At 30.1% G+C, this 25,792-nt stretch carries 22 protein-coding genes and 2 pseudogenes; 12 read left to right on the top strand and 12 right to left on the bottom strand.

Going from position 1 to position 25,792, the window contains the following annotated elements:
* Window positions 1–40 precede the first annotated feature (40 nt).
* On the top strand, window positions 41–1,711 hold the full coding sequence (locus tag RK02_RS03095; protein ID WP_016182787.1) for an LPD1 domain-containing protein: 1,671 nt from the start codon (window positions 41–43) through the stop codon (window positions 1,709–1,711).
* Window positions 1,704–2,108 carry a hypothetical protein gene (locus RK02_RS03090; protein WP_016182786.1) on the top strand — a complete coding sequence of 135 codons (405 nt, stop codon included), beginning with the start codon at window positions 1,704–1,706 and terminating at the stop codon, window positions 2,106–2,108. Before RK02_RS03095 ends, RK02_RS03090 begins: the two co-directional genes overlap by 8 nt.
* A gap of 48 nt (window positions 2,109–2,156) precedes the next feature.
* Here RK02_RS03090 and RK02_RS03085 read toward each other — a convergent pair whose 3' ends face one another.
* Window positions 2,157–2,429 (bottom strand): hypothetical protein, encoded by a 273-nt coding sequence (locus tag RK02_RS03085; protein WP_016182785.1) that lies wholly within the window; start codon window positions 2,427–2,429, stop codon window positions 2,157–2,159.
* A 178-nt stretch (window positions 2,430–2,607) separates the two neighbouring features.
* On the opposite strand from RK02_RS03085, the gene RK02_RS03080 reads away from it, so the two are divergent.
* Complete coding sequence (locus tag RK02_RS03080) at window positions 2,608–9,813, top strand: SNF2-related protein (RefSeq protein ID WP_016182784.1); 7,206 nt, start codon at window positions 2,608–2,610, stop codon at window positions 9,811–9,813.
* A 60-nt stretch (window positions 9,814–9,873) separates the two neighbouring features.
* Here the strand turns inward: RK02_RS03080 and RK02_RS03075 are convergent, their stop codons facing one another.
* From RK02_RS03075 to RK02_RS03060, 3 genes are all read right to left on the bottom strand, one after another.
* Entirely contained in the window at window positions 9,874–10,509 is a 636-nt protein-coding gene (locus RK02_RS03075) for an ABC transporter ATP-binding protein (protein WP_016182783.1), read from the bottom strand.
* Window positions 10,510–11,160: 651 nt separating this feature from the next.
* Entirely contained in the window at window positions 11,161–11,817 is a 657-nt protein-coding gene (locus tag RK02_RS03065; protein WP_016182781.1) for a hypothetical protein, read from the bottom strand.
* Window positions 11,807–12,580 (bottom strand): hypothetical protein, encoded by a 774-nt coding sequence (locus tag RK02_RS03060; RefSeq protein WP_016182780.1) that lies wholly within the window; start codon window positions 12,578–12,580, stop codon window positions 11,807–11,809. Before RK02_RS03060 ends, RK02_RS03065 begins: the two co-directional genes overlap by 11 nt.
* Before the next feature lie 126 nt (window positions 12,581–12,706).
* Between RK02_RS03060 and RK02_RS03055 the strand changes: the two genes are divergently transcribed.
* Window positions 12,707–13,120, top strand: a complete 414-nt coding sequence (locus tag RK02_RS03055) for a hypothetical protein (protein ID WP_016182779.1) — start codon at window positions 12,707–12,709, stop codon at window positions 13,118–13,120.
* A 732-nt stretch (window positions 13,121–13,852) separates the two neighbouring features.
* On the opposite strand, the pseudogene RK02_RS12055 reads toward RK02_RS03055, so the two are convergent.
* The 3 genes and pseudogenes from RK02_RS12055 to RK02_RS12560 form a co-directional block, all read right to left on the bottom strand.
* Window positions 13,853–13,956, bottom strand: a pseudogene (locus RK02_RS12055) (IS66 family transposase); the annotation flags it as partial.
* Window positions 13,957–14,932: 976 nt separating this feature from the next.
* Window positions 14,933–15,724: an ATP-binding cassette domain-containing protein gene (locus RK02_RS03050; protein ID WP_016182778.1), complete on the bottom strand. Its 792-nt coding sequence runs from the start codon at window positions 15,722–15,724 to the stop codon at window positions 14,933–14,935.
* A pseudogene (locus RK02_RS12560) lies at window positions 15,725–16,515 on the bottom strand (ABC transporter transmembrane domain-containing protein); the annotation flags it as partial. It lies immediately after the preceding gene.
* 782 nt (window positions 16,516–17,297) lie between these two features.
* On the opposite strand from RK02_RS12560, the gene RK02_RS03040 reads away from it, so the two are divergent.
* From RK02_RS03040 to RK02_RS03025, 4 genes are all read left to right on the top strand, one after another.
* Window positions 17,298–17,522: a hypothetical protein gene (locus RK02_RS03040; protein WP_016182776.1), complete on the top strand. Its 225-nt coding sequence runs from the start codon at window positions 17,298–17,300 to the stop codon at window positions 17,520–17,522.
* A 33-nt stretch (window positions 17,523–17,555) separates the two neighbouring features.
* On the top strand, window positions 17,556–17,849 hold the full coding sequence (locus RK02_RS03035) for a hypothetical protein (protein WP_016182775.1): 294 nt from the start codon (window positions 17,556–17,558) through the stop codon (window positions 17,847–17,849).
* Complete coding sequence (locus RK02_RS03030) at window positions 17,849–18,721, top strand: radical SAM protein (protein WP_016182774.1); 873 nt, start codon at window positions 17,849–17,851, stop codon at window positions 18,719–18,721. The genes RK02_RS03035 and RK02_RS03030 overlap by 1 nt, the downstream gene beginning before the upstream one ends.
* A gap of 185 nt (window positions 18,722–18,906) precedes the next feature.
* Window positions 18,907–19,236 (top strand): hypothetical protein, encoded by a 330-nt coding sequence (locus RK02_RS03025; RefSeq protein WP_016182773.1) that lies wholly within the window; start codon window positions 18,907–18,909, stop codon window positions 19,234–19,236.
* Between the two features lie 736 nt (window positions 19,237–19,972).
* On the opposite strand, the gene RK02_RS03020 is transcribed toward RK02_RS03025, so the two are convergent.
* The 5 genes from RK02_RS03020 to RK02_RS03005 all read right to left on the bottom strand — a co-directional run bounded on the left by RK02_RS03020 (window position 19,973) and on the right by RK02_RS03005 (window position 23,287).
* Complete coding sequence (locus tag RK02_RS03020) at window positions 19,973–20,563, bottom strand: accessory gene regulator B family protein (protein ID WP_016182772.1); 591 nt, start codon at window positions 20,561–20,563, stop codon at window positions 19,973–19,975.
* Window position 20,564: 1 nt separating this feature from the next.
* A complete protein-coding gene (locus RK02_RS12050) occupies window positions 20,565–20,711 on the bottom strand; it encodes a cyclic lactone autoinducer peptide (protein ID WP_016182771.1) in 147 nt (48 codons plus the stop codon).
* Window positions 20,712–20,727: 16 nt separating this feature from the next.
* Window positions 20,728–21,399: a GHKL domain-containing protein gene (locus tag RK02_RS12455; RefSeq protein ID WP_245555684.1), complete on the bottom strand. Its 672-nt coding sequence runs from the start codon at window positions 21,397–21,399 to the stop codon at window positions 20,728–20,730.
* 698 nt (window positions 21,400–22,097) lie between these two features.
* Window positions 22,098–22,820, bottom strand: coding sequence for a LytR/AlgR family response regulator transcription factor (locus RK02_RS03010; RefSeq protein WP_016182769.1), 723 nt, complete (start codon window positions 22,818–22,820; stop codon window positions 22,098–22,100).
* Window positions 22,821–22,945: 125 nt separating this feature from the next.
* The gene (locus RK02_RS03005) at window positions 22,946–23,287 is read right to left on the bottom strand and encodes a helix-turn-helix domain-containing protein (protein WP_016182768.1); all 342 of its coding nucleotides are present in this window, start codon (window positions 23,285–23,287) and stop codon (window positions 22,946–22,948) included.
* 383 nt (window positions 23,288–23,670) lie between these two features.
* Here RK02_RS03005 and RK02_RS03000 point away from each other — a divergent pair, with 383 nt between their 5' ends.
* The 4 genes from RK02_RS03000 to RK02_RS02985 all read left to right on the top strand — a co-directional run bounded on the left by RK02_RS03000 (window position 23,671) and on the right by RK02_RS02985 (window position 25,777).
* Window positions 23,671–24,030, top strand: a complete 360-nt coding sequence (locus RK02_RS03000) for a sigma factor-like helix-turn-helix DNA-binding protein (protein ID WP_016182767.1) — start codon at window positions 23,671–23,673, stop codon at window positions 24,028–24,030.
* Window positions 24,031–24,034: 4 nt separating this feature from the next.
* On the top strand, window positions 24,035–24,259 hold the full coding sequence (locus RK02_RS02995) for a helix-turn-helix domain-containing protein (RefSeq protein WP_016182766.1): 225 nt from the start codon (window positions 24,035–24,037) through the stop codon (window positions 24,257–24,259).
* A 633-nt stretch (window positions 24,260–24,892) separates the two neighbouring features.
* Window positions 24,893–25,315 carry a hypothetical protein gene (locus RK02_RS02990; protein WP_016182765.1) on the top strand — a complete coding sequence of 141 codons (423 nt, stop codon included), beginning with the start codon at window positions 24,893–24,895 and terminating at the stop codon, window positions 25,313–25,315.
* A gap of 129 nt (window positions 25,316–25,444) precedes the next feature.
* Window positions 25,445–25,777 (top strand): hypothetical protein, encoded by a 333-nt coding sequence (locus RK02_RS02985; RefSeq protein ID WP_016182764.1) that lies wholly within the window; start codon window positions 25,445–25,447, stop codon window positions 25,775–25,777.
* Window positions 25,778–25,792 lie beyond the last annotated feature (15 nt).

Raw genomic sequence — 25,792 nt, 5'->3', positions numbered from 1 at the left:
TTGATGAGCAAATAAAATTTTTCTTATAAGGTGTGATTAGATGAAAACCTATACTAGTTTAATGAAAAAACGTTTTGGAATTAATAAAACAGCAAATCTTGTATTCAAGGTTGATGATTCATTGCATAGGAAGTTTAGAAAACTTGCAGATTATATTTATAAAAATCGTGATTGGCAACAAGAGGATGAAATTGCTGCAGTACAAGTCTTAATAGAGAGTATATATGGAAATAATAGTGAAAGTAAGTATTATGCTATTCAACAGTTAGAAGATTCTATGATTCAACAACAAGTGGGGAAAACTTTAATCTTTCCTTTGGATCATGCATATTCATTTCAAGTAAAATTTAAAGAGGACTATCATCAACGATATCTATTTTTAGATGCGACCAATAAAAGTGGAAATAAACACGGAGAAATGTATTACTTGATAGGAAATTTAGATGTACGATTTATCATAGGAAACTTGAATCGTGCATTAGGCTATAGCAAACTTTATCAAGATATTATGGGAGAGTTCAATGCACAAGAACTTGAATTTACAAGAAATGAATTAAATGAGTATTTAAAAGATTTAATGAATGGTACCAAGGGCAGTAAAAAGTATCCCTATTTGTTTAAATATAGTCCGTTTTTTCAGTTAACCGATGAGCAAATTGAAAATTTTGATAGATTAGAAGATGAGCGTTATTGGGTTGATCCAACGCAAGATAGTTGTCCTTCCCATCGACCATTAACAGAATATCCGGATAGTAACTATCAGTTAGATCTCACACGTGCACCAATCAAGGTGAACACAGATGAGCGAGAGTATATTATAGAGCCAGATATGCTAAGCAGATTGAGAAGAAAAGATAAAATACTGTCCTTTATTGAAACCTATATTGAAGAAAATTACGATATCATTTTACAAGCTAATTATGAAAAAGATATTGAAAAACAAGTAAGAGCCAAAGCGTGGCAAACCAAAGAACATATCAATCAACAGACGCAATCAATAATGGATACTACTCGGTTGAATCAATATTTTCGGTTTGTTGAAATTGATAATGAAGTAGATTTATCCCTGTTTCCATTGTTTGAAGAGGAATTATCAGCGTTGCAGCATGTATTACCAAAATCAGAAGAAGCTGTTCAACCTATTTTGAGATTAAGAAAATTGGGAAACTATAAGGCATTAGGATTGTTTGCACCAGTAAATCAGACGATAGCTATTGATTTTCGTGATAATCATACTTTTGATGAAGATAGATATTCGCCAAATGGAGTAGGCATTCAGTCGTTCATACATGAGTACGCTCATTTTTTAGACTATTTCTATACAGATACTCAATTAAGTATGCAAGAAGATTTTCGCTCGATTGTTCATCAGTATAGACAAACAGTAAATAATGAAATTCAGTATCTGGATAAAAATAATTATCTGACTAAGAAAGCCGCTTATTATACTACACCAACGGAGGTTTTTGCTCGTGCATTTGAATTATATGTTTTTCAAAATGGGCTAGAGACAAACTTAAATCATGGAGCTAGTGTTTACCACCATCAGGCAGAATATATGTTGTATGATACAGATATTTTGGACCAAATTGAACAATACTTTGATCAGCAGTTTCCACAACTAAAAGAAAATATTCAACGTTATATGAAAAATAAAATCCATCTGCATGAGCAAATGCAAGCAGAAAGAGAGGAGGATAGTCATGGATAATCAGTTAGAGAATTGGAAAACACGAATACAATCTGCCTACGATATGTTTTGTTTGAATAATTACGGAGAAAAAATGGATCCCATTGATTTTTCAAAACCATTACCAATTGCTTACACAGAAATAGAAGAGGAGGAATTCACCTACGAGATCCAAGTAAGCATTGATTTTCAAAGACAGCTAGAGATTTTTCAACAGAAAAATGATTATGTAACAGTAGAAACCAAGAGAGAATTTTGTTTTGAAACATTAGAACAAGATTTACTTCATGCTTCTTTTGAAGATTGGATTAGTAGTGACAATGGTATCCCCTACTGGCGATTAAAACTTTATACGGATATTGCATTGGAGAAGGGAGAAGATAGATTAGAAAATGATGAGTTTGAAATGGAAATATAAATCTTTAAAAATAAAAGCTAAAGAGCAGTAACAGCTTATCAAATAAGGTTACGACTCTTTAGCTTGTTTATTTATCTTTCGTTTGCTTTGCGCATAGGTTTCCATTTCTTGCTTTAAATAAAGTTTAAAAATTTGTCTCCCATTTTTCTTTACAGAATAAAATGGTTGGATAATATGAGTATTTACACTTTGTTCAAAGGCTCGAGTAGATTGCTTCGTTATTTGAGAGGCGTTATCTCGTGTAAGCAAATTTTCTTGTAGAAATTGTTTTAAGAGTTCTTTATTTTCTAATAAAAGTTGGTTAAATGTTTCTTGATCCATGTTGTTAACCTCCACCATCTATATTATAGTAAAAGTACAAAAATATCATCATGGTTTACAATCCATGATTTATAATGTATTATTTGGGTATAATGCTATTGAATGATTCGATGGGATGAAGCGTATAGAATCAAGAAGTACCAACTTTCAAATCTTATTAATTTGAAAGGATGATTTGATGCGTAAAGTGGATTTAATTACACAGATGAAGGAAGCTGTTCAATTTGTGTTTCGAGATGTTGAAACTTGGCAGAAGTATCTAAAATTTAGTAGTCAATTGTATAAGACTTCTTTTGAAGAAACCACTCAATTGTATTATTTGAACCAGTCATTTACTTATGTTGCCACATTTGATGATTGGCAGAAATATTATCGTTATGTGCGTAGAGGAGAAAAGTCAACATTAGTAGGGCAGTTAGGAAAGACGCAACCTATCATTTCTAAACATTATTTTGATGTTTCTCAGACATATGGCAAGCAATTAGAAGTATTCTCTTTTTCTGGTCAAAATCAGCACCAAGTATTAAATCAACTGTTGCAAGAGATATTTAAAGCAGAGAGTAGCGTTGATAATCTAAGTATAGAAGATTTCGTGGAAAAAACAGTAAATCATGTCATTGATAAGCAGACCAATAATATTTTTCGGGAGTATCAATTTTTTATTATTGATTCAATTTTGGCAAAAATTATTTATAGAACTGAATGGGAACATACGCAACCAATCATTGACATGATTCCGAATGATTCCCTTCAAAATATGTTTGCAATTGGCCAATTGGTTACAGTATTATCTCAAGAGATTCTTGTCAGAGCAATGAAGTATGAGAAACAATACCAAAAACAATTAAAGGAGGAAGCAAAAAATGAAGGACAAATATGGAGTAGAAATGACAACGATGGACGACCTAAATTGGACAGCTCAGAGACAGACGAATTTAGAGAATCTAGGAATTTACGCACAAGTGGTTTGGACGTATCTTTACGAGAACAATCGGCCACTTCTGTTCGAGATGATTTGCAATCAGACAATTCAATCGTTTCTGGAGGAAAAAGAGAATCAAGCAACGGAACAAGCGACAGTCATTCGTCAAGAATTAGTAACCAAGAACCCATGTCCACCGGAAGAGGAGTTTCAGAAAGTCATCGAATGGAATTATTGGATCCATCAGAGGACAGAAGAGCTAGTAGTGGATTATCTGATACAAATGATTCCGATTATGAAAATAGACGTCAACTTAGACACCCTGAACGAAATATAGAAAATGATAAAGAGGATATTGAGGACCACTCAATATCCTCTTTTGTGTCAACTGAGCAAGAGAGACTTGATTTAGGCTTAATCGATTTGGAAGTTATTGAATATTTTTTAATTCATGGTGGAAATACAGAGAAGCATCGAATGAAAGTCCTAATGGCAGCTGCATTTGTTGATGAAAATCAAAAAGACTTTTTAAAGTCTTTAAAGAAAATTTATCATCATGGCAATGGCTTTGAATTAAATGGTCAAAAATACGCAGCTTGGTTTGATGAGAATGGTTTAAAAATTTCAATGGCGCAAACGACCATGTATCAAGCTGACTTACAATTAACTTGGCAAGAGATACTGCCGATTATCAATCGGTTAATCGTACAAGGTCTTTATGCAACAAAACAAGAAGTGCAATCTTTTATTGACGAAGAAATTGAAAGTTTAGCAGAAGCGATTGTGTTCATTGATTTTGCTAATGATACAAAAAGTAGATTTTTTGCGTCTTTTCCCGCTTTTTGTAGTGAAACTATATTTTCAAAATCAAAACAAATTGTGCTTGATATACTTACGAATGTGGATCAAAGAAAGGAATTTGCTAGTCTTTTTAAAAATCTTTTAAAAGCCTTTTATGACGGGGAACAAGTTCTACGTTTTAGAAGTGATTTAGAGACAATTTTTTGGCGATTGGAGAGTCTAAGTAGTCCATTACATTCGTTTACTTCAACTATTGAAAAACTAGATAGTCCAACTGCTTTTATTACACAAGATGAGATTGATTGGCTACTGCTCTCAGGTTCTGGTTTTGAATCCGGAAATTATCGAATTTATCATTATTTTCAATCGACTGCTAATAGAGAAAAGCGAGTTGCTTTTTTGAAAAATGAATTTGGTATCGGTGGCAAGGCTCCCGCTATTTCTGATGATAAATCGTCAATGGAAATGCATGATGCAAAAGGAATTCGATTATCTAAACGAAATTGTGAAGAAATACTATTAAAATGGCCAATAGTTGAAAAAACAATTCAAACTTTAATTGATAGGGAAAGTTACCTTTCTTTAGAAGCGTATGAAAATTGGCTAGATAAACAATCTAATAAACAAAATGTAGTGGAATCAATTGATGAAGAGCTGTTACCAACAATGGATGATAATGAGCAGGAATCAATTGAAGATAGCGAACTCGAAATAGCGGTCGATCAATTCAGTGATACGGAAAATCTTTCGACAGATACTCGTTCAGATAATGAACAGTTAGATTTATTTGCAACTTTTGACGATTCACTTGAGTTATCAGATGGAAAAGTCTCAAAAAATGAATTAGTGGTTACTTCTTCTAATTATCATCCAAAAGAAACAGTTTCCTATGCTAGTAGTAAGAAAGAAAAAGCCTTAGCCAATTTACAGGCAATTCAGTGCCTAAAACAACTTGAACAAGAGCAAAGAGCGGCTACTGAGCAAGAACAAGTCCTTCTTGCAAAATATTCTGGATGGGGTGGGATACCAGAGATTTTTGAAGTAGACAATTCTGACTGGCAAGCGTTGCATCAGCAATTAGCTCAACTATTAACACCAGAAGAATACCGTGCAGCACAAAGCTCTGTATTAACAGCCTTTTATACGCCAAGTGAGGTGATTAAGAAAATTTATGAACATTTATCTCATTTGGGAGATTTTAGTCAAGGTAGCATTCTAGATCCTGCTATGGGTACAGGAAATTTCTTTGCAAATTTGCCAGAAAAAATGACACAAGCAAACCTTATTGGAGTAGAAATTGATACAATTACGAGTAAAATGGCTAAGTATTTATATCCAGAATCGAGAATATTGCAAACTGGTTTTGAAAATGTGGAATTGTCAAATAAAGTAGATTTGGTCATAGGAAATTTTCCTTTCAGTGATATTACGGTATTAGATAAAAAATACCAACAGTATAATTTTAAGATTCATGATTATTTTATGGCTAAATCCATTGATTTATTAGCGCCAAAAGGCTATCTCGTATTTATCACATCAACGGGAACTATGGATAAACGAACGAAAAAAGCAAGAGAATATCTTGCTAAAAGGGCGAATCTTGTAGGTGCATTACGTTTACCTAATCATGTGTTTAAGAATAGTGGCACTGAAGTGGTGTCAGATATTCTCATTTTTCAGAAAAAAACGTACGAAGAAATGATTCATCAAGAAAGCATGCCTAGTTGGTTAGAAGCTGTTCCTCATCCAGATTTTCCAGGACTATATATTAATCAGTATTTTCTTGAACATCCGGAGTATATTTTAGGAGAGGTAAAAGTTAAAAACTTTCATGGTTTGACTATAGATGTAGTAGGAAACACAGACACTTTTATGCAACAGTTAGATACCGTTTTAGCTGATATAGTCTCAAAACAGTCATCGGATAGATATTATGTATCAGAAAATCAGTCAGTATTAACTAGCGAGATAACTAAAAAAGAAGAAATTACTATCCCAATTGATACAGAAGAATTTACGTATTTTGAAAGTGGGAATCGAATTTTTTATTACAAAATGAATGGAGAGTATGAGGAAGTTCCGTCCAAACAAAAAGCTATTATACAGAAAATGATTCCTTTGAGAGAAGCAATTAAAACCGTTCTGGAAATACAGAGGAATGAAAATTTTGATCAACAGATATTTGGAGAAGCTCTATCAGAACTAAATACAACTTATGATTCGTTTGTTAAGCAATTTGGCGCTATTAATCATTTGCCGGCAAATACCATTCTAAAAAGAGATAAAAAATACCCATTACTTACTTCCATTGAACGTGTAGAAAAAGATGGCAGTGTAAAAAAAGCAAGTATTTTTTTCAAACCGACTGTACGTCCCATATTGGAAATATCCAAAGCAACTGATGCAGTACAAGCTTTGACCATATCAATGGGAAAAAGGGGGCGTGTGGACTTTCATTTTATTTGTTCAATTTATCCTAAAACAATTGCTGAAATCATCAATGAATTAGACAGTCAAATATATTTAAATCCAATGAAATTAACGGAATATACACTTGCTCCTGAAGAATATCTAGAGGCTTGGGAGGTATCTGATGAGTATCTAACAGGAAATGTTGCAAAAAAACTTAAACAAGCAGAAGCAATTTTTACAATGTGTGAAAATGAACAACTAAAGGACTGTTTATCTAAAAATATTGAAGCATTAAAACAATGCCAACCTCCTAGATTATTTGCTGGAGATATAAAATTTCAAATCGGTTCTTCTTGGATTCCAGTTGAGATTTATAATGAATTTTTTCATGAGTTGTTCGATGTGCCTAGATATTTACAAAATAGCATTAAAGTTGAGCATATTTCTTTAACAGGTGTATGGCGCATTCATGGAAAATCACGGTTAAGTTATACGACGTTAGCCAAACATACTTATGGAACGACAAGAAGAAGTGGTCTACATATTTTGGAAGATTCTTTGAATTTACAGCAATCTACAGTTAATGACAGAGTTGTTGATGGAGATAAAATTCGCTATGTGATTAATCCAGAAGAAACTATGTATGCTAGACAAAAACAATCAGAGATTGAATTAGAATTTCAGCACTGGTTATTTGCGGATAGTAAACGAACTGCCTATTTATTGGATATTTATAATCAACTATTTAATACGACTGTTCCTAGAAAATATGATGGTTCTAATTTGATTTTTGACGGGATGAATGCGGATATTGATTTATTCCCTCACCAGAGAAATGCCGTAGCTAGGATCATTTATTATCGAACTGCTTTATTGGCTCATGAGGTAGGGGCTGGAAAAACAGCAGAAATGTTAACTGCTGGTATGTATTTAAAACAAATGGGGATAATCAATAAGCCTATGTATGTCGTTCCTAATCATTTAACTGAGCAATGGGCGAAAGAAATATTAACCTTTTATCCTAATGCTAACGTTTTGGTCACGGAGAAAAAAGATTTTGAAAAAAGTCGAAGGCAAGAATTTGTTGCTAAAATTGCTACTGGAGATTATGACGCTATTATTATAGGTATGTCTCAATTTGAACGTATCAGTTTAACTCTTGAACGCCAGCAAGAAATGATTGAACGTGAAATTGATGAATTAACAATAACCATTGAGCAAATGAAAAAAGAAAATGCAGAGCGTTGGACAATTAAACAGATTGAAGCATTCAGGCAAAAATTAATGATTCGTTTATCGAAACTAAATAATGATGAAAAAAGAGATAAAGTTATCTATTTTGAAGATACTGGGGTAGATTTTTTATTTATCGACGAAGCACATAACTACAAAAATTTATTTGCTTATTCCAAAATGAAAAATGTTGCTGGAGTATCTAATTCAAATTCTCAACGTGCTAGCGATATGTTAGCCAAAGTGAGATATATTCAAGAAATGCACGATGGCAAGAATGTTGTATTTGCCACAGGTACGCCAATTAGTAATAGTATGAGTGAACTATATACCATGCAAAGATACTTACAACCTAATGTATTGGAAGAAAAAGGCTTGATGCTATTTGATAATTGGGCATCAACGTTTGGCCAAGTTGTTTCATCATTAGAAATCACTCCTGAAGGTGGCGGCTATCGGATGAGAAATCGCTTTTCTAAGTTCCATAATTTACCAGAACTTTTAAATATGTTTTATGAAATTGCGGATATTCAAACAGCAGAAATGTTGGATTTACCCGTGCCTGATTTAGAAACGGGTAAAGTACAAACGATAGTTACTGAAGCTACCGATTTTCAGCAACAAATGATGGATGAATTTGTTCAACGAGCAGAAGCGATTCGTGCAAAAGAAGTTTCTCCGGATACGGATAATATGCTTAAACTTACTGGTGAAGCGAAATTGATGGCTATTGATCCAAGGTTAATTAATCCAGCTATCCAACGAGATCCAAGCAGTAAATTATGTATTTGTACGTCAAAAGTATTTGAAATTTGGAAAAAAACACAAGATAAGTCATCAGCACAAATTATTTTTTCTGATAGTGGAACTCCCAAAGCTGGAGTATTCAATGTATATGATGAAATTAAAGACCAGTTAATTGAAAAGGGTGTACCAGCAGAGCAAATTGCCTTTGTGCATGATGCCAAAACAGATAAACAACGAGATGAATTATTTGATAAAGTGCGTCATGGTGTTGTTCGAGTGATTTTAGGTTCAACACAGAAATTGGGCACCGGTACAAATATTCAAAATAAATTAATTGCAGCACATCATATTGATTGTCCATGGAAACCAAGTGATTTAACGCAACGTGAGGGAAGAATATTAAGAAGAGGAAATGAAAATAGTATCGTCTCAATTTTTAGATATGTAACGAAAGGGACTTTTGACAGTTATCTATGGCAAATACAAGAGCAAAAATTAACCTATATTACACAGGTTATGACTGGAAATAATATCAATCGTTCGATGGATGATATTGATGATAAGATTTTGACAGCAGCAGAAGTAAAGGCAGTAGCCACTAATAATCCAATGTTGCAAGAAAAAATGAGTATTGACAATGAGGTAGCAAGGTTACAAATGATTCGTATGCGTTGGTCTAATGATCGTAGCCGATTAATGGATGAATTAGATAGTTTTCCTGCAAAAATAGAAAAATTAAAAAAGAGCATTACGGCTATGAAAGAAGATAATGAGAAAATTATGGAACATCCACAGTCTGAATTTCAAATGCTTATTCATAATCAATGCGTCAAAGGATATACAGAAGCATTTGAACAAATGAATAGACTGGAATCATTGTTGACTTTAGATAAGCCGGAAGTAGAAGTAGGTCAATATCGAGGATTGACCGTAAAATTACGTAAAGGATTTGATCATAGTGAAGGTATATTTTCTAATACTCAGCTGATTTTAGAAGGCAAAGAGTCTTATGTTGCCTATTTTGAAGTGCAAAATGGTACGGGAAATATTGCTAAATTGGTGAATCTTGCTAAATCTATTGAAAAAAATCTGAATCAACAAATACAACAGCTAGAATTGGTTGAAAAGCAATTTGAAGAAGCAAAGCATATTAGTCAACAAGACTTCCCAGAACAAGAAAAGCTAGATGAATTAATGAAAAAGCAACAAGAAATCAATATGCAGATAGAGTTTGGACAAACTGATAAAGCAATAGAAAAGGCACAGTAGAAAAATAAACTAACAACCACCAGTATTCCATATTTTAACGGTGGTTGTTAGTTTATTTTATCATTTTTTGACAATTTTTCCTTGACTTAATTCAATGAGTTCATTCGTTATCCCTTGTAATGTTCGATCGTCATGGGTAGCTATCAGGAGTGTTTTTCCTTTCTCTTTTAATTGCAACATTTTTGATTGAAAACGTTCAATACTTTCTTTATCTAAAGCATTAGTAGGTTCATCTAGTAGCAGTAATTCTTGATCTTCCATTATGGCTTGAATGATTGCTAATTTTTGCTTCATTCCTAGTGAATAATTTTTTACTTTATCATTTCGATGTTCATACAGTCCGAAATATTTTAATTCTTGAAAAATCAAATCTTCATTATAAGCATTATCCATTTCTGCCAAATATCGCAGATTTTCTAAGGCAGTTTGATGGAGAATAAAGCCGGGCGTTTCCAAAATAAGCCCAGTAGATACAGGTAATTCTTCGCCAAACTTGACTTGTTGACCATTGATTTTAACTTCTCCTTGGTCTAATTTCATAAATCCACAAATTGCACGAAATAACATACTTTTTCCAGAACCGTTAGAACCAATAATTCCATAAATATGTCCCTTTTCTAAATTTAAGTGAATATCACTGAGAATGGGTTTACTTTTAATTGTTTTTGATATGTGATTTAATTCAATATAACTCATTTCCATCCCTCCTAAATAAATTCGTAATTTTGATATTTGTGATAAGCATAAATGGTTATGAGAGTGAGTAGTCCGATTTGTATGATTAGAGTAATATAGAAGTGATTTAATATCTGTCTTGAAAAAATGGCTAATAGCAACAAATAGCTAAGACTAATTGTATAGCCAAGATAGAGCGTATGAAACATCGAACAAAGTTGACATACATTAAATAATAATACTAGTAGCATCACAGAGTAGATAAACCAACCATCTAATCTAACTGTCGAAACATTCAGTATGAGCGGTAAAAGGACGCATAGTGCAAGGTAAATGATACAATAAATCCATTGTAGTATTTGGCAAGCAATGAAATGGTACTCTCGATAGTTCTTTCTAATCAGAAAAAAAGCATTATCTTCAAATAGAAAAGTATGGAAGAGGTTTACTGGAAATAGTAGACCGATTAATAAGAGTAAAATCTCAAAAACTTGCTGATTGAGGATTGCACTAATATCTGCTTTATAAACAGGCATATAGCTTAGTAACGATCTAGGAATTCGCTCAAAATATACTGTGGAAAGATAGTTCACAATAATAAAAAATATAGCAACCATGAGGCGATAAATCGAATTTTTACTAAGTAATTGTATGAAATGATGAAATTCTTTGTTAAATCGTTGAATCAATAAAATCACTCCTCATACAAGTGAAAACGTAGAAAGCTAAGAAAACAAACGAAAGTCCGATATTTAGTAAACTAGCTGATAGTAACTGTGAGAAATTATCAATGACTTCAGGATTAAGCCAATTGATGAATTGATCAAAAGTAGGACTATTGGCTCTGAATATCAATTGAATGCTTAAAAGAGTGATGACTAACAAGCTATTGCCTAAAAAGGAACTTCTGATAATTTTGCCTATCCATAAAATCAAACTATTTAATAGTAGTAAATTTGCTACACAAGCAAGGTAGATACCTAGAATAAGTGTAGGCGGCTGCTCATGATTCCATACTAGACAAGGTATCACAGGTAACAATGGATAGAGAACGGCTAGCTTTAGTAATGTCATGATATTTTTTAAATAAAAATGATATAAACCTTTACGAGCTATATCGAAAGCAGTGTGTTTTTGGAACAATAATGCACCAAAAACAATATAGGGTAATTGAATCCAAAAATAATGATAAATCCTATTAAAAAAGTAAGTGTTCTCATTATGTGGTTGCGACCAGTAGTAGCAATGGTACCCAGCGATAATCAAAGTAAACAGTAGAACGAAGACTCGAACAATGATAGTCAAGTTTTTCCAACGTTTATAAATCATCCGCATTCACCTTTTTAACTAGGATAGCTAGTACAACAGTAAAAAGTAAAATGAAATTACTAATCATACCGATAAGTGTATTTGGGAAACCGCCACTGATTCCTACGTGAAAAAAAATGCTACACGCAAATTCAGGCTGTCCAAGTAAAGAAACGATAAAATAAAAGACAATCAATAGTACAAAGGGTAAGAAAATATCAATATGTTTTTTATTATAAATACTAGCACAAGCAATTCCTAGCAAACCTAGTAGACCACTATATACAAATAAACTGATGACTAAGAAAAGAATGACAAAAATTGGAGATGAATCGTATAGATTGGCAAGAAAAGAATGATTATCAATGATGGGATAATTGCTAGTAATACTTATTTTTTGGAAATACGGATTAATCATTATAGCAAATAACATGCTGAGTAACAAAGGTAATACGCCACTGATACCTGAATAGAAAAACGTTCTTATATAAATTTTTCGTAAATATTTCTTTATTCCAATTCGAGCATAGCACATTTGATCAAAGTGACTGATATGATTATAAGAATAAAGATAAGATCCACCTATACAAGCAAGTAGAGGTAAGCAAAATAAATATAGCTGAGAGCCATTGCCAATGGTATCAAATAGCAAAGTATAATGTAAGAAATTTTGAGGGATATCCATTATCTTCCAAGGATTAGTCGTTGTATACTGTATTGAGTTGAGTAACAAACTAAACAAAAAGATTAATAAAAAACGAAAATATACGGTACGAGATTTCATAAAATTACACCTTTCATCTAAATGTCTTGGTTCCATGATATCACAATAAAAGAATAATTAAAATACTTGAAAAAATTTAAAATTGCAGTATGATGTAAGCGAAACCAAAATATGGAGGAGGTTTATATGATGAAGAAGTTGTTGTCAATTTTTGTGGTAAGCGCGATTATATTTTTGGGATTAGGTGGATTTGTTTTGGCTAATAATCATACTGACACTGACTGGGGTGGTATCTTGCCTAGAGCTCAAGGAAACTTTTACACAGAAAATCGTGAAAAACAAGATAAAACTTCTGCTTATATCAAATTAGATTACTGTGGTAAAGGTGGAATAAGATCTTGGGTACAGATGTCAGACGGTACGGAAGTTGATTCTCCAAAGGTAAATGTGTTAGTTGGACAAAGTAAAAAGATATCGAATTATGCATATGAAAAATATGCAAAATATGGTAAAGTGTATGTTCGCTTAGCCATTGAATCTAATTCTTTTAATCTTTTTCAGGTTGAGGCAGGAGGAGTTTGGAGTCCTGACTCAGTGTAAATGTTATTATACAATTTGAATAGTGATTAGTTTTAGCCGCCAGTCTTTCAACTAAACTGGTGGCTATTATCTTGGCTCTTTGTCATAAAAGGAAGTATTTGATTAATTCAAAAGCCAAACAATTGTCTGGCCTAATATCTGACTTAGTACATGAAATCTACAATCAATTGACTTATCCGTTTTTAGAAGTAGAAAAGAAAGGTTTATTTGTGTTATCTTAAATGTTAACAAACAATCAAAAGCGTATTATCCTGATTGCTTAACACTTCTATCCGACAGTAAGTCAAGCAACTCAAAGCTATCAAAGTTTTTAAGAATTGCAATTTTAAAAAAAATTTCTTTAAAATATTCCTGGAAATACTATTTAAGTATGGCATTGCCAAGCATCTTTATCTGAACTCATTGTGGGAATAACCGAAAAGTCTTTCCAATGCAACGTTGATTTTATTTTAAATCAAGTGAATAAGTAAGAGTCATATAGGAGGGTGAGTGTACGCCAAATAGCCTGATGTGCTATCATTTTTTCAAATTGAATAGCATTCAGGCTTCTTTTTTTGATAAATAGAGATACAGATGGCCTAATTTTACAATATTTTGGTCATCTATTGTTCATGGTAGTAATTGTGCATAATCTTCTTGGATGGTGGTTTTTACTTTCTTTATTTACGTAAGCAACTACTCTAAATATTTCCACGGACAATTCTGCAGTATGATAGACTACATTTGTCCTAGCCTAGTCCCTTGTTCTGATTCAGAAAATATCCAATTTTTCCTTCCTATGACAATCTCTTTTACCGCACGGTCTGCTATATTATTGGTCAATTCAAAAGTCTACCATATTCAAAAATTCTATATAAAGTTGTCCTTCTCGTTCGGTATTTTTCCAAGGCTTGATACCATTGTTCTAATCTAGGCGTTAACTTTTGAATCCGTAACAGCTTTCGTTGCTCGGCATCTAGTTTGGCATAGGAAGCATCTAGATGAAAGATTATCCCCAACTTTTTAACAAATCCAGTTGCGAGGGCTTCTTTTCCATTGAGCTTGTTTCAATCTACTTCTATGAAATATCTACGAACACGGGCTAGATAACGGACTTTCTGTTAGGGGAATAGTCATAATCATCAGTGTGTGCAGTCCATGTGAATGATTAAACGATAGAAGAGATGGCTTTTTCACCCCTGTCAAGATAAAAATGATAGAAGAAAGCTGGATGAAGTGCATGTTTCCATTATAAAATATCCAGAAATTTACTTTTTCATTTTCTGCTTGGATGACACGATAGGTCGTTTCGTCAATATGAATGATGGTATCACGCAGAATCGTTTGAAGCATCTGTTGTTCAATAAGAGATCAGGTACTTTTGATTTCTTGATTTTCCCTTCGCCGTTTTTCTTACAACAATCACATGGTATACTTCTTGTTTTATGTTCTATAGCAAGCACCATACGTGTAATTAAAATTAAATCCGTTCTTATGTGATTAGTAGTGATTTTACGCATTTCACATAGAGCAATGTGCACAATTTTTGTTGCTTTCTAATGTGGTTTGTTGCTTGAAGTGTTGAGTGCTATGTTTGGGCAACTTTAGGGGAAAATAGGTTGTTTCATCAAAAAAATCCTCCAATCTTCTGTTTGAATACAGTAGGATTTGGAGGACTAAAGACAATCTATATATCTTGTTATTGACGCTTGCGTCCTTTTTTTAAATATATTCCTGTATTAACTCAATCGAAATAACGGAAGTTAGTTAATTTTATTTAATAATTCAATCATGTGAGAAAATTTATAATACAAATGTTGTTTTAATAAAATGTTATTCCCCATCTGTATATTTGTTTAAGTTTATGATTTGAAAATTCAAATTATCTATTTCGCTACTTAATTCTCCGTGATATATAAAAATAGTGGTAAGATTATTTGCTAACAAATAATCTATCAATGTTTGTATTGTAGTTTGATCCATGTTGGCAAATACTTCATCTAATAGAATAATATCAGGCTTACTTAATAAGGCTCTGATTAATTTAATTTTTTGTAATTCACCACTACTTAATTTCAGAGAATAGGAATGGACTTCTTGATTCAGTTTTAATTTACAATTAAATAGGTTCATAAAATTGTATAAATCTTGTTCATCGTAATTAGATAAACCTTTGGTTAAATTATCTTTTATTGTTCCATCAAATAAAAAGTTTTCTTGAGGAACATATGAAATAGAAGAATCTTTAGAAACGAGTATATTACCACTATAATTTGTATAATATTGAATAATACTTTGTAGGAATAATGACTTTCCAATACCATTTCTTCCAATTATACGATATATATATCCCTTTTTAAAGCAAACTGACAGAGGACGAGTGAATAGTGCAGTATTTTCAACAAAAGGTAGATAATTGTGTATCGAAATTATTTGATCGTCTTCAAGCTTTTCTTTTGCGAATGTACCATTGTGAACAAAAGAGGTTGGTAAAACGTTTGTTTCTATTCTCTCAATAGAAGCATTTAATTGAGAAATATTTGTAGGGATAGTCAATATTTTACTAAGTGGTGAAAATATCAAAGTTGTATAACTATTAAAAGTGATTAGCGTTCCAATACTCATTTTATCATTTATGACTAAGTAACTTCCAATCAATAATGTTGACAAAGGAATAATAATAGTGATTACTCCTGATAGAGTACCTAAGAAGGATAAAATAGTATTGGCGTGTATAGTATTTTTTTTTATAATCTTAATCTGCTCATTAAATTTTTTTTGTTCTTCGATAATTAGTTCATATAGATAAATAAGAAGTTTATTTCTGACGTGAGCATTTAGATATTCTAATAAAGTGTCTTTTTGTGACTGTAAAGTCTTTGAGAGAGTGAATATTTTTTTTGATGTAACAAATGAAATAATAAAAAATAAGGGAAAAGAAAAAAAGTGATTAATACAAGAAATTTATTGAGTGAAAGTAAAATTATCAAATAAATTACAGTCAATAAAATATTTGGTAAACCATTCAATAGAATATTCAATAACTGACTTCCGACTAATTCACAATCTGATAATATACTATTGATAAATAACCCATTTTTTTTAGGAGTGTCTATTCTATTAAAGAAAAACTGACTAATCTCTTGTCTTAAACTAAAAATAACGTCTTGTGTCCATTTGGAACATAGATAACTAATGAGCACATTAAAACTTAGGTTGAGAATAATTAAAAATACAATCAATATACTTAGCTTATTCAATGTGTGTAGAGTTTTTTTTATCAAAATATCGTCAATTATAAATTTTGTTAGATAAGGAAAAATTGAACTAATAAGTGTTTGTATAATGATTGATATGGCTAATAGAATTAATGTGTACTTATTTTTTTTACATAATTTTTGGATATCTATTTTCATTGTTAATTTCCTCTTTTGTCATTTGCTGAGTATAAATGACAAATATATTCTATTACTTATTCACTTATTAATCAATAAATTTTATGTTACGTAGTTTGGTTATAAATATCTTTAATAATTTTATTTGTGAATAAAGTAATTTTTTGAATATTTAATTTGTGTATATAAAATAAATAGAAGTTTGTAGAGATTTCCATTTCATTTGTTTACATAAATTTAATCTCATCTCATCTATATTACTATATTGTTTTATCCATTAAATGATTAGGAAATTTGTTTCTAGAATTGATGTTTTATTTTCAAATATTGTATTGTTTATGAATTATAAATAAAGAAATGATAAAAAATGTGCTTTTTTTAACAATGTAAGTGTTGTTGATGACATATTAAAAAATTCAGAGTATATATGTTGTAAAGTTTTATTAGGTTCAAAATATAAAGAAATCTCTCTTTTATTTGGAGCCAAAAAGATCGTTAGTATACATTTGAAATGAATCAAAATTGGAAGGAGAAAGAGAAATGAGATACAAGAAAAAACTTCTGCATATAAAAAATTTATATGAAGGTAGGAGATGATATATGGAAATGTTTTAGATTTTATTACTAGACATATATTGAAAAATTTAATATTAGTTTAATGAATCATTTGCTGAGTATAGAATGTTAATTATCAAAAAATATTTTTTATTTGTAGAATTCTTGTGTGAGTATGTATTAGTGATTTTGTTCAATTCAAAGTATAAAAAATGTGTAAAAAGTTAAAAGTAAGGAGATTATAAATCATGAATAAGATTGAAGTGAGAGAAAGTTTATTTGAAAATCGAACTGAAAAAGATAGTCTATATATCGAAGCGGCAATTAATACTGATAGCAACTTTCAGTCTAGTATAGATGATGTTAATGCAAAGTTTTTAGAATTAATGCAAGATAGTCATTTTAGAGATATATGTTTGGAAGGTAATAAAAAAGATTTTATTGTTTATCTAATTCAAAACGATATAATTTAATTACAAAACAATTCACCAAAGAGTAATATTAGAATGGGGTGGTTTAAGTCAAATAGTAATGTATATACCGATATTAATGCAGTGGTTGCCGGCGGAGCTATTGCGGTCACATTGGTTGCAGCAGCTGCTGAAGCTGTAGTTGCAGCAGCTGTATATCTTTTATTAAAAGAATCTGATGAAGTAAAACTAAGACCATTAGATATGCTTCGTAATGAAACATTCAAGAGTTGTGTAAGGATTGCCAACAAGTTAGGCGGAGTTGATTTTTCAAATGAGATATTAGACGTTTTTACTAGTTTAGAAAATGGTGAGAAGGTAGTTCTTTAATGATGAATGAATATGTAGAAAAGTTTTATCCACATTCAACAGCTGTTATTTTGACAAATAAGTGTAGTGCGGCTTGTAGAGAGTGTTGCTTTAATTGTTCACCAAAGGGAGATTTGATTTTAAGTGATGAGAAAATATTTAAGTTTATTGATGAAATCTCAGCTTTAGGTACAGTAAAATATATGGTATGGACGGGAGGTGAAGCATTTCTTTTAAAAGATAGACTGTATCAATGTTTACAATATGCAAAAAATAAAGGATTGTATTCGAGGATTGTAAGTAATGGTTATTGGGCAACAAGTGATGAAATAGCTCATGTTAAGCTAAAAAAACTGAAAGAAGCTGGTTTAGCTGAATTGAATATATCTACAGGAGATAATCATCAAGAATTTGTCCCATTTGATCGAGTTATGATAGCTGCGTTAGAGAGTGTAAGATTAGGAATTAGTACTGTTATATCAGTAGAATCTAACAAGTCAATGAAATTCAGCACTGAAGATTTGTATAAGCATCCTTTATTTTTAAAAATGAAAGAAGAAAATGTGGACGGTTTGCTTACTGTTATTAGTGCTGCTTGGGTATCTTTTCATAAAGATACAAAATATGATTTTGATTGTATCGAGCAAACTGAAGTTGAACATGGATGTAATAATTTATTTAATTTTGTTGGATTACATCCAGACGGTCAGTATATTGCCTGCTGTGGGTTAACACTAAATTATCTTCCTGAAATGCATTTAGGAAGTCTTGATGATATTAATCTGGTTACTGCTTTTGATAATCAAAAAAAAAGATTTCATGAAAAAATGGTTGTTTATAGATGGTCCAATCAATATATTAAAACAAGTGAAAGTTTGGGATCCTACTATTGAAATTCCACAGTTTGCACATCATTGTCAATCTTGTGCTTATTTATTTCAAAATAAAAAAATTCAAAAATGCATAAAAGAGAATTACAGTAAGCTCGAAGAAAGTATTAATACAAGATTTACTAATAAAATTAAATTGAATACAATGTTGGCGTAGTTTTTTGCCACAAAGGAGCGGATACATTCTGATGAAAATTGAAAAGTATACAATTGTTTTTGTGATAGCTTTGGTTTTAGACATAGTAATGTTATTCATCTCGACTTATTTAAAAAATATGTTTTTTACTAAACTATTTGGTGCTACAGGAATAGCATTAACATTATTAATAACTTCTATAGGATATTTTATTACTAAAAAGTATTACAAGGAAATAGGAGAAAAAGGACCACTTTTTGTTCCTAAAGTAATGGGTGTTGGTTTTACAATCAATCCGTATAACTTCTTAGGAAAATGTGTGTGGATTGGGCTACAAATAGCATTAATCATTATTTTTGTTTGTTTTATTTTAGAAATATAGTTTAATTCCAATAAGTAAGTGGTATGTTAATTAGTAGGAGAGAAGGCGACTAATCAAAATGTATTTTAGTAAAGTAATTCAAAAATAAAAGTTTTATATTGAATTGGATATTTCAATGAAGGTAAATGCTCAATAACGAGGTATATTGACAATCTCTGAAGTCTTCAAATTGACTTCGGAGATTTTTTTTACTTATTTACTATTTGCTTGGATGGTTTCTACTCATGGTAAATAAGCTATTTAACGCTTACGATACTAGCTAATCCATCAATGATTCTCCGCATACGATAAAGACATTTTTGACTCTAGTAAAATCAACGAGCATATTATAGCTTCTCTAAAAATATTTGTGCTAATTGTAGCGATACACCTTGAAATAACCGTATCTTTGTTTCTGATAAAGTTTTAATATATGCCTACAGTTTTTTTGCGTAAGATCAACTTTTTGATTTTTCTAATTGTTACTAAGATTTACAGGTACAATTTGTGATTGAAATATGCAAAAACCTCCTTTAAATTTTTGATAGCTTAATACCACCTAAATTCAAAGGAGGATGAAAGAACGTTAAGCTATCTAACGCTTATAGAAAATCTGTATATTTTGTAAAGTGTATTATGTATAATAATACTTAAAAAGCCTGAATATTACTCTATTTGAAATAATTCATAGTATTCAGGCTTTTTTATACTCATATTATCTTATCAAATACTTTTTACAATCAATACTGATAGATATTTATAGAAAGATTTTTATATTATACTTGCTTATACTTTTGGCTAGCAAAATATTAATTAGATTAAAAAGACTAGCTAAAAAAATTATATAGGTAACTTGAAAAAATGTTAGGTGTAAGCACAATAGATAAAATATAGATACTAATATAATATTTCTTTTTGATTTTTTGGAAAATACTTTTTTTTCAATACTATCAAATTTTCGATTTTTATTATCCATTGGATTAATTATAAAAAGAATAAAAGAAATTAAAAAGAAAATAGTATTCAAAATTGTTATGGGTATTGAAAATTTATATATTTGAATAAATAAGCTAATTACTATAACAGTTCCTATATAACAATATATAAATTTTGAAAAATGAAGTCCACCAGAGTAACTTCTAATGAAAACAAATATAGCGGTAAAAAAGATTGTCTCAATAAATTTATTCTCCAATAGTCCTATTAATAAAATCGTAAACAAATTAAGTAAATAACTTAATAATAGATTGATACCATAGCTATACAGGTTAACATCTTGATCTGAAATTAACTGATATTTTATTAATTTTCTGATAAGTTTTTGAGTAAAAAATTCTAGTATTTTCATATTAGAATTTTCTTAATTTTTTAACTTCTTCAGGAATTTTCTCTTGTCCAAAAAAAAGGGCACATGAAAAATTAACTGAAGATGACGCTGTGATTTTTGCTAGTTTTTTTAGTTGTTTTAGAATGTTTTTCTTGATAAAGCTATTCATTATATGTTCTCCTATCTTAAATATTAGAAAGTTTATTGTTTTTTCCCCAAAGAATGATTTTGACTGTATAATCGCAATCTCTGAGGATTCTTTTGTAAAAACCGTTATTTTTATTTACAATTTTTTTAATATTTTTTATACCTATCCCGTCTATTAAATTCTCTTCAGTAACTTCTGATGGAATAGAGTTCTGAACAATAATATGAAGATTATCATCTACTTGTTTAATTTTTAACCTAATATATTTTTCAGAGGTAAAATCATCATTGATACATGCATTAATTGCATTATCGATTAGATTTCCGATAATTACAACGATTATATCTGTTGAGATTAAAGAATTATCCGTTAGAAAGCAGTCTATATTCATTGAGATGTTTTGGCTGTTAGCATAAAATTTTTTTGCTATGAGAAGGTAATTTAAATCTTCGTTTGTCGTATAAATATGAAGTTGTTTTTCATGAATATAGGTAATTTCTGACTGAAACTGTTGTATATACTCCAGAGCTTTAGTTTTTTCTGAGTTTCTTACATATTTATCGATTAAGATAATACTATTTTTGAAATCATGAAGAATAGATTCAAATACTGTTTGTGATTCTATACTATCATTTATGACCGTTTTATAGGTATTGATTTCATGCTCAATATTTTCTTTTTCTGTTCTTTGGTTCTGTAATAGTTTCAAAATATAAAACTGACTAATTGTACTTAAATTTAAGAGAATAACTATTACAGAAAAAAATACAAAATGATAAGTAGAAGAAAAACTAGAATTTTTTATAAATAGTAAATATGAATACACAATTAATATTACTATAGAAAATGTAGTACTACTCAATAATATTAATATTTCAGTGATGTTCCACATCTGGATATTGTTAATAATAGTTATAATGATTAATATAACGATAAATTTAATTAGAAAATTAATTAATATCAGTAATAGATGTGAATAAAAATTTAGATTTAATAAATCAACAGACAGTACAAAAGATAGAATGCCGCCTGATATAAGTTCGCTAAACAAGCTGCAGAACATAAATAGTATTGTAAGTACAACTGTATCTCGGAATGAGTTATTAAGATATACACTCAATGTCAGTAAAAAAATAGTCATACAAATGAAGTTTACAAATGGTATAAGATAAGCATTTGATAAAAGATTGGTTAGTACATTTATATTTCCTATAATTAATATTAGACAAGAAAATATAAAATTATGTTTCTTAATTTTTTTTATTAAACTTTTGTTAGAAATTATAGAAAAGAGAACTATATCTACTGCACTGGATATAAATGAAAATAAAACTGTCACAATACATTAATCCTTTCAATAAATTGAGTACATAGTTTCGTTCATAGAAAGTCATGAGTACAGTTAAATCACGTTTGGTTTTCTAAAAGTTTAAATACTTTGTCACGAGCTTGTTCTTTGTATTTTCTACCTAATGGAAGTTGGATGTAACTCTGAGAGTATATATCAGTTAATCGGCATTCAACAATATTTTTTCTTAATATCTCAATATATCTGGAATTTATTATAAAAGATTTATGAACTTGGATAAAAGACTCATCCAACTGACTAATTAATTCATCGGTTGTCATAATAAATTTTTCTTCAATAGAGCTGCCATGCAAAATAGTATATCTACCATTTTTTTCTAAGTAAATGATATTACTGAAGGGAACTTGGTAAAGATTACCTCCTTTACGGTATTTAAAATAGGTAAAGCTAGCATTAACTATTTTAATAATTCGTTCTAGAGTGCTTACCAATTCCTGTTTGTTAATCGGCTTTAGTAAGTAATCAAATGTATTAACTTTGAATACCTCCTTCATATATTGAGAATAGCTAGTTAAATAGATTATAAAGGATTTGACATCGAAATCTCTAATTTGTTTGGCTAAGTCAACACCATTCATTTCAGGCATTTCGACATCTAGAAAAAAGATATCATAATTATTATTCTTCATTACATTTACCAATCTAATCGGACTGTTAAATACATCAATACTGAATTGATTGTTTGGATAAATCTCTTCAATGATCTCCTCAAAATAATTTGTAAATTCTTGGTTGTCATCACATACTGCTATTTTTAACATCTATATTGCTCCTTCATATAAAATGCATTACATGACACATACACGGTTGTTTATTGCATTTTATTATTTACATAGTAGATTTCCTATATAATGTTCAACGTATAAGGAATCGGAAATCAATAATGTTAGAATGTTGTTTCTCTAATTGCAGATTTAGTTGCATGCAGGATACTTGATAATAAATGTATTTCTTTATCAGTACAGTCTTCAAAGAGAAGAGACATTTCATACAGGTCCTGTCTTCTTGTAGCAGAGATATTTTCGGCTAAGACATCATCAGCAGTTATCTCTAAAGTATTAATTATATTAATCAGGGTTTTAATACTTAGTCTTGAATGACCATTTTCTATATTGCTTAAATGCACAGTGCTAATGCCTGCTGATTCTGCTAATTTTTCTTGAGAGACATCCTTTGATATTCTAGCGATTTTGATTCTCTTTCCTATCGATTTGTAATTAATATCCATGTTTAAAACTCCTCAATCTATTAAATTGAGTTTAACTACTTTCTAGATATTAATAAAGTATAAAAATATTATATCGTAATAGTTTAATTTAATCACTTTTTATTTAAAAAAATTATTTTGGTTGTACCTTAATAACGAACATATCATTATTGAATTTAGATGTTGAAAAGTTTTCTAAATTTCATAATATATTATCTATTTTAAAAGCAGTTATCTTTCCGTGATTTAGGAGATAAGTGCTTTTTTTTTCGTGAAAATTAAAAAAACGCTCTCAAAATCTTCTTGTCACTGCATTTAGTTGTTGAAAGGATGAAAGACCTGTAAAGGAGGGGTGAATTGTTCGAACTCTTTCAATGAAAATGTATTGAATGAGGAGAAAATACATGGAAGAATATGAAAAAATAATTAAGTATCAGTTTGATTCGTATTGCAAAAAAGTAATTAAACGAACTGCCTGTAAGATGATTGTAGGTCATAAAAAGAGAGTTGAACATGAATTACCAATTGATTTATTACAAAATTATACTCAAAATTTTGCTGTTTTTGACTTTGAAGGTGAATATCTGTTAGAGGAATTGTTGAAATTAGATAAACGTTCTATAGAAATATTATTTGCATATTACATATATGGGATGACGTGTGCAGATATTGCAAAGAAAATGGGTATGACTTCTCAAAATATTTCTATTTTAAAGAACAAGGCATTAAAGAAGCTAAGATATCGGTTGGAAAATAGGGGATAAAACTATGAAAAATAATGTGATGAATTTACCAATATCTACTATTGAATTAGCAATATCAGGTGATAAGGATTCAATTGATATGATTATTAGACAATATAGTATGTTAATAAATACCTATAGTACACGTAAAGTATCAGGAACCAATTCATATCAGCTAGATTCATACATGAAGGAATCTATAGAGGTAGAATTAATTGAAGCTATTTTGAGATTTAAAATAAGAAGATAGTATGCCATTATGTTTCCGGCTGAATAATAGTATTTAGCTGGAATATTATTTAATTAAGTGATTCAAAATGTGAAAAAAAGAATAACTTTATCGTATAAGGAAAATAATGGGTTCTTACCGTAATTTGTTTAAATAATTTTTATTTTTCATCAAAAGTATATTAATATAGTTTTTAATGAGTTAATTATAAAAAATACAGTATAACAAAGTATCTATTCATAAAATTTTATACACATAAGGATTTTATTACATGAAAATTGTTGTTTGTGACATAGAACAATTTTTGAGAATAAATTATGGTATTTTAAATTTAATAAAAAAGAGTTAATATAAAGCGCTCAATGATTATCAAATATAGTATTTAATGAAAGAATACTATAGGTTCAATTTTTTTCGTTTGTTGTTATCAGTATAAATAACCAGAGAATGTTTCTTTTGAAAGGCTTTATTTAAAATAAAATTGTAATCGCTGTTTTTGCTGCTGAATATTAAGTAGAATACAATCAAAGTAGATTTTTAAGACAATGTTTTTGGGAAAATAAAAGTTAGTAATATTTAATAGAACGCGGGTGAGTCCGGTGTACTTCTTACTTAAAAATACTCAAAAAAAATACATATGAAAGAGAATAAAAAATGAAACAAATATTTTATTTGGGCATATTTGTTTTGTCAATGTTCTGCACAAATGTGATTTTTGCAGAAGAAAATCATAGTGATATGAATACAAATGTAATTAGTGAAATGATGGAAAGTCAAGTAAAGGTTGAAGAGATGATTGATGATGCTTCTCAAAAAGAGAAATTATATAGTTATGAGGAAATTTTGAAAATACCAGATAATGAATTTCCTAATGCTAAACCAAGTGAAGTTGCTTTGATTAAAGTGATGATAAAAAATGCTTTAGAACAAGGAAACAGTAATTTATTAGATGATAGTGGATGGGGACCAAAAAATTTTATTACCTCTGATTGTAACATGGCAATATCAGTTGTAGCACAATGTGTATATGAATCAATTATAAAAAAACTGAATGGCGTTAATGTCGTGCAGATTTAAATAGAAATTGTTTTCCGAAAATCGGACATAGTCCATATTGGCATACACACAAGTAAGTAATTTATTGCAAGAGGTTGTCTATCCTTTCGAGAACCTCTTGGTTTTTGTTATTAGGAGGTAGCTATAACTATGAAAAAAATCTTATTTTTACTAGGTAATTTTTTAATACTAACTACTTTTCTATTTGCATTAGTATATAGAGAAGGACTAACTTCTAATCCAATTGGGCAATTTACAGGATTTCAAATCAATCACCAACAAGCTGGATGGGGAACATCTTTATATTATCCCAAAATTAATCCTCAGGCTCAGTTTACAAAAGATGTAAAGGTGGCAATAATTGATTCTGGTATCTCAAAAGAAGCAGTTCGGATACCGTTATCGTCTCTATATACGTCAGAAGATTTAGAAGTAATCTGCAATAAAGATAGAAGAAATACTGCTTTACTAGATTATTCATAGAGATATTTTTAAAGA

Source organism: Enterococcus columbae DSM 7374 = ATCC 51263, assembly GCF_000406925.1.
In the GTDB taxonomy this organism is placed as follows: Bacteria; Bacillota; Bacilli; order Lactobacillales; family Enterococcaceae; genus Enterococcus_E; species Enterococcus_E columbae.
This window is presented reverse-complemented; position numbering and strand designations above follow the sequence as displayed.

Bases quoted from the DNA above. Each gene is read 5' to 3' on its own strand.
- RK02_RS03095 (WP_016182787.1), top strand. From the start codon at position 41: ATGAAAACCTATACTAGTTTAATGAAAAAACGTTTTGGAATTAATAAA.
- RK02_RS02990 (WP_016182765.1), top strand. From the start codon at position 24,893: ATGAAACAAATATTTTATTTGGGCATATTTGTTTTGTCAATGTTCTGC.
- RK02_RS03075 (WP_016182783.1), bottom strand. From the start codon at position 10,509: ATGAGTTATATTGAATTAAATCACATATCAAAAACAATTAAAAGTAAA.
- RK02_RS03050 (WP_016182778.1), bottom strand. From the start codon at position 15,724: ATGAGTATTGGAACGCTAATCACTTTTAATAGTTATACAACTTTGATA.
- RK02_RS03030 (WP_016182774.1), top strand. From the start codon at position 17,849: ATGATGAATGAATATGTAGAAAAGTTTTATCCACATTCAACAGCTGTT.
- RK02_RS03005 (WP_016182768.1), bottom strand. From the start codon at position 23,287: ATGGATATTAATTACAAATCGATAGGAAAGAGAATCAAAATCGCTAGA.
- RK02_RS03080 (WP_016182784.1), top strand. From the start codon at position 2,608: ATGCGTAAAGTGGATTTAATTACACAGATGAAGGAAGCTGTTCAATTT.
- RK02_RS03000 (WP_016182767.1), top strand. From the start codon at position 23,671: ATGGAAGAATATGAAAAAATAATTAAGTATCAGTTTGATTCGTATTGC.
- RK02_RS03040 (WP_016182776.1), top strand. From the start codon at position 17,298: ATGAATAAGATTGAAGTGAGAGAAAGTTTATTTGAAAATCGAACTGAA.
- RK02_RS03020 (WP_016182772.1), bottom strand. From the start codon at position 20,563: ATGAAAATACTAGAATTTTTTACTCAAAAACTTATCAGAAAATTAATA.
- RK02_RS03025 (WP_016182773.1), top strand. From the start codon at position 18,907: ATGAAAATTGAAAAGTATACAATTGTTTTTGTGATAGCTTTGGTTTTA.
- RK02_RS02995 (WP_016182766.1), top strand. From the start codon at position 24,035: ATGAAAAATAATGTGATGAATTTACCAATATCTACTATTGAATTAGCA.
- RK02_RS02985 (WP_016182764.1), top strand. From the start codon at position 25,445: ATGAAAAAAATCTTATTTTTACTAGGTAATTTTTTAATACTAACTACT.
- RK02_RS03010 (WP_016182769.1), bottom strand. From the start codon at position 22,820: ATGTTAAAAATAGCAGTATGTGATGACAACCAAGAATTTACAAATTAT.
- RK02_RS03085 (WP_016182785.1), bottom strand. From the start codon at position 2,429: ATGGATCAAGAAACATTTAACCAACTTTTATTAGAAAATAAAGAACTC.
- RK02_RS03055 (WP_016182779.1), top strand. From the start codon at position 12,707: ATGATGAAGAAGTTGTTGTCAATTTTTGTGGTAAGCGCGATTATATTT.
- RK02_RS12050 (WP_016182771.1), bottom strand. From the start codon at position 20,711: ATGAATAGCTTTATCAAGAAAAACATTCTAAAACAACTAAAAAAACTA.
- RK02_RS03065 (WP_016182781.1), bottom strand. From the start codon at position 11,817: ATGATTTATAAACGTTGGAAAAACTTGACTATCATTGTTCGAGTCTTC.
- RK02_RS03035 (WP_016182775.1), top strand. From the start codon at position 17,556: ATGGGGTGGTTTAAGTCAAATAGTAATGTATATACCGATATTAATGCA.
- RK02_RS03060 (WP_016182780.1), bottom strand. From the start codon at position 12,580: ATGAAATCTCGTACCGTATATTTTCGTTTTTTATTAATCTTTTTGTTT.
- RK02_RS03090 (WP_016182786.1), top strand. From the start codon at position 1,704: ATGGATAATCAGTTAGAGAATTGGAAAACACGAATACAATCTGCCTAC.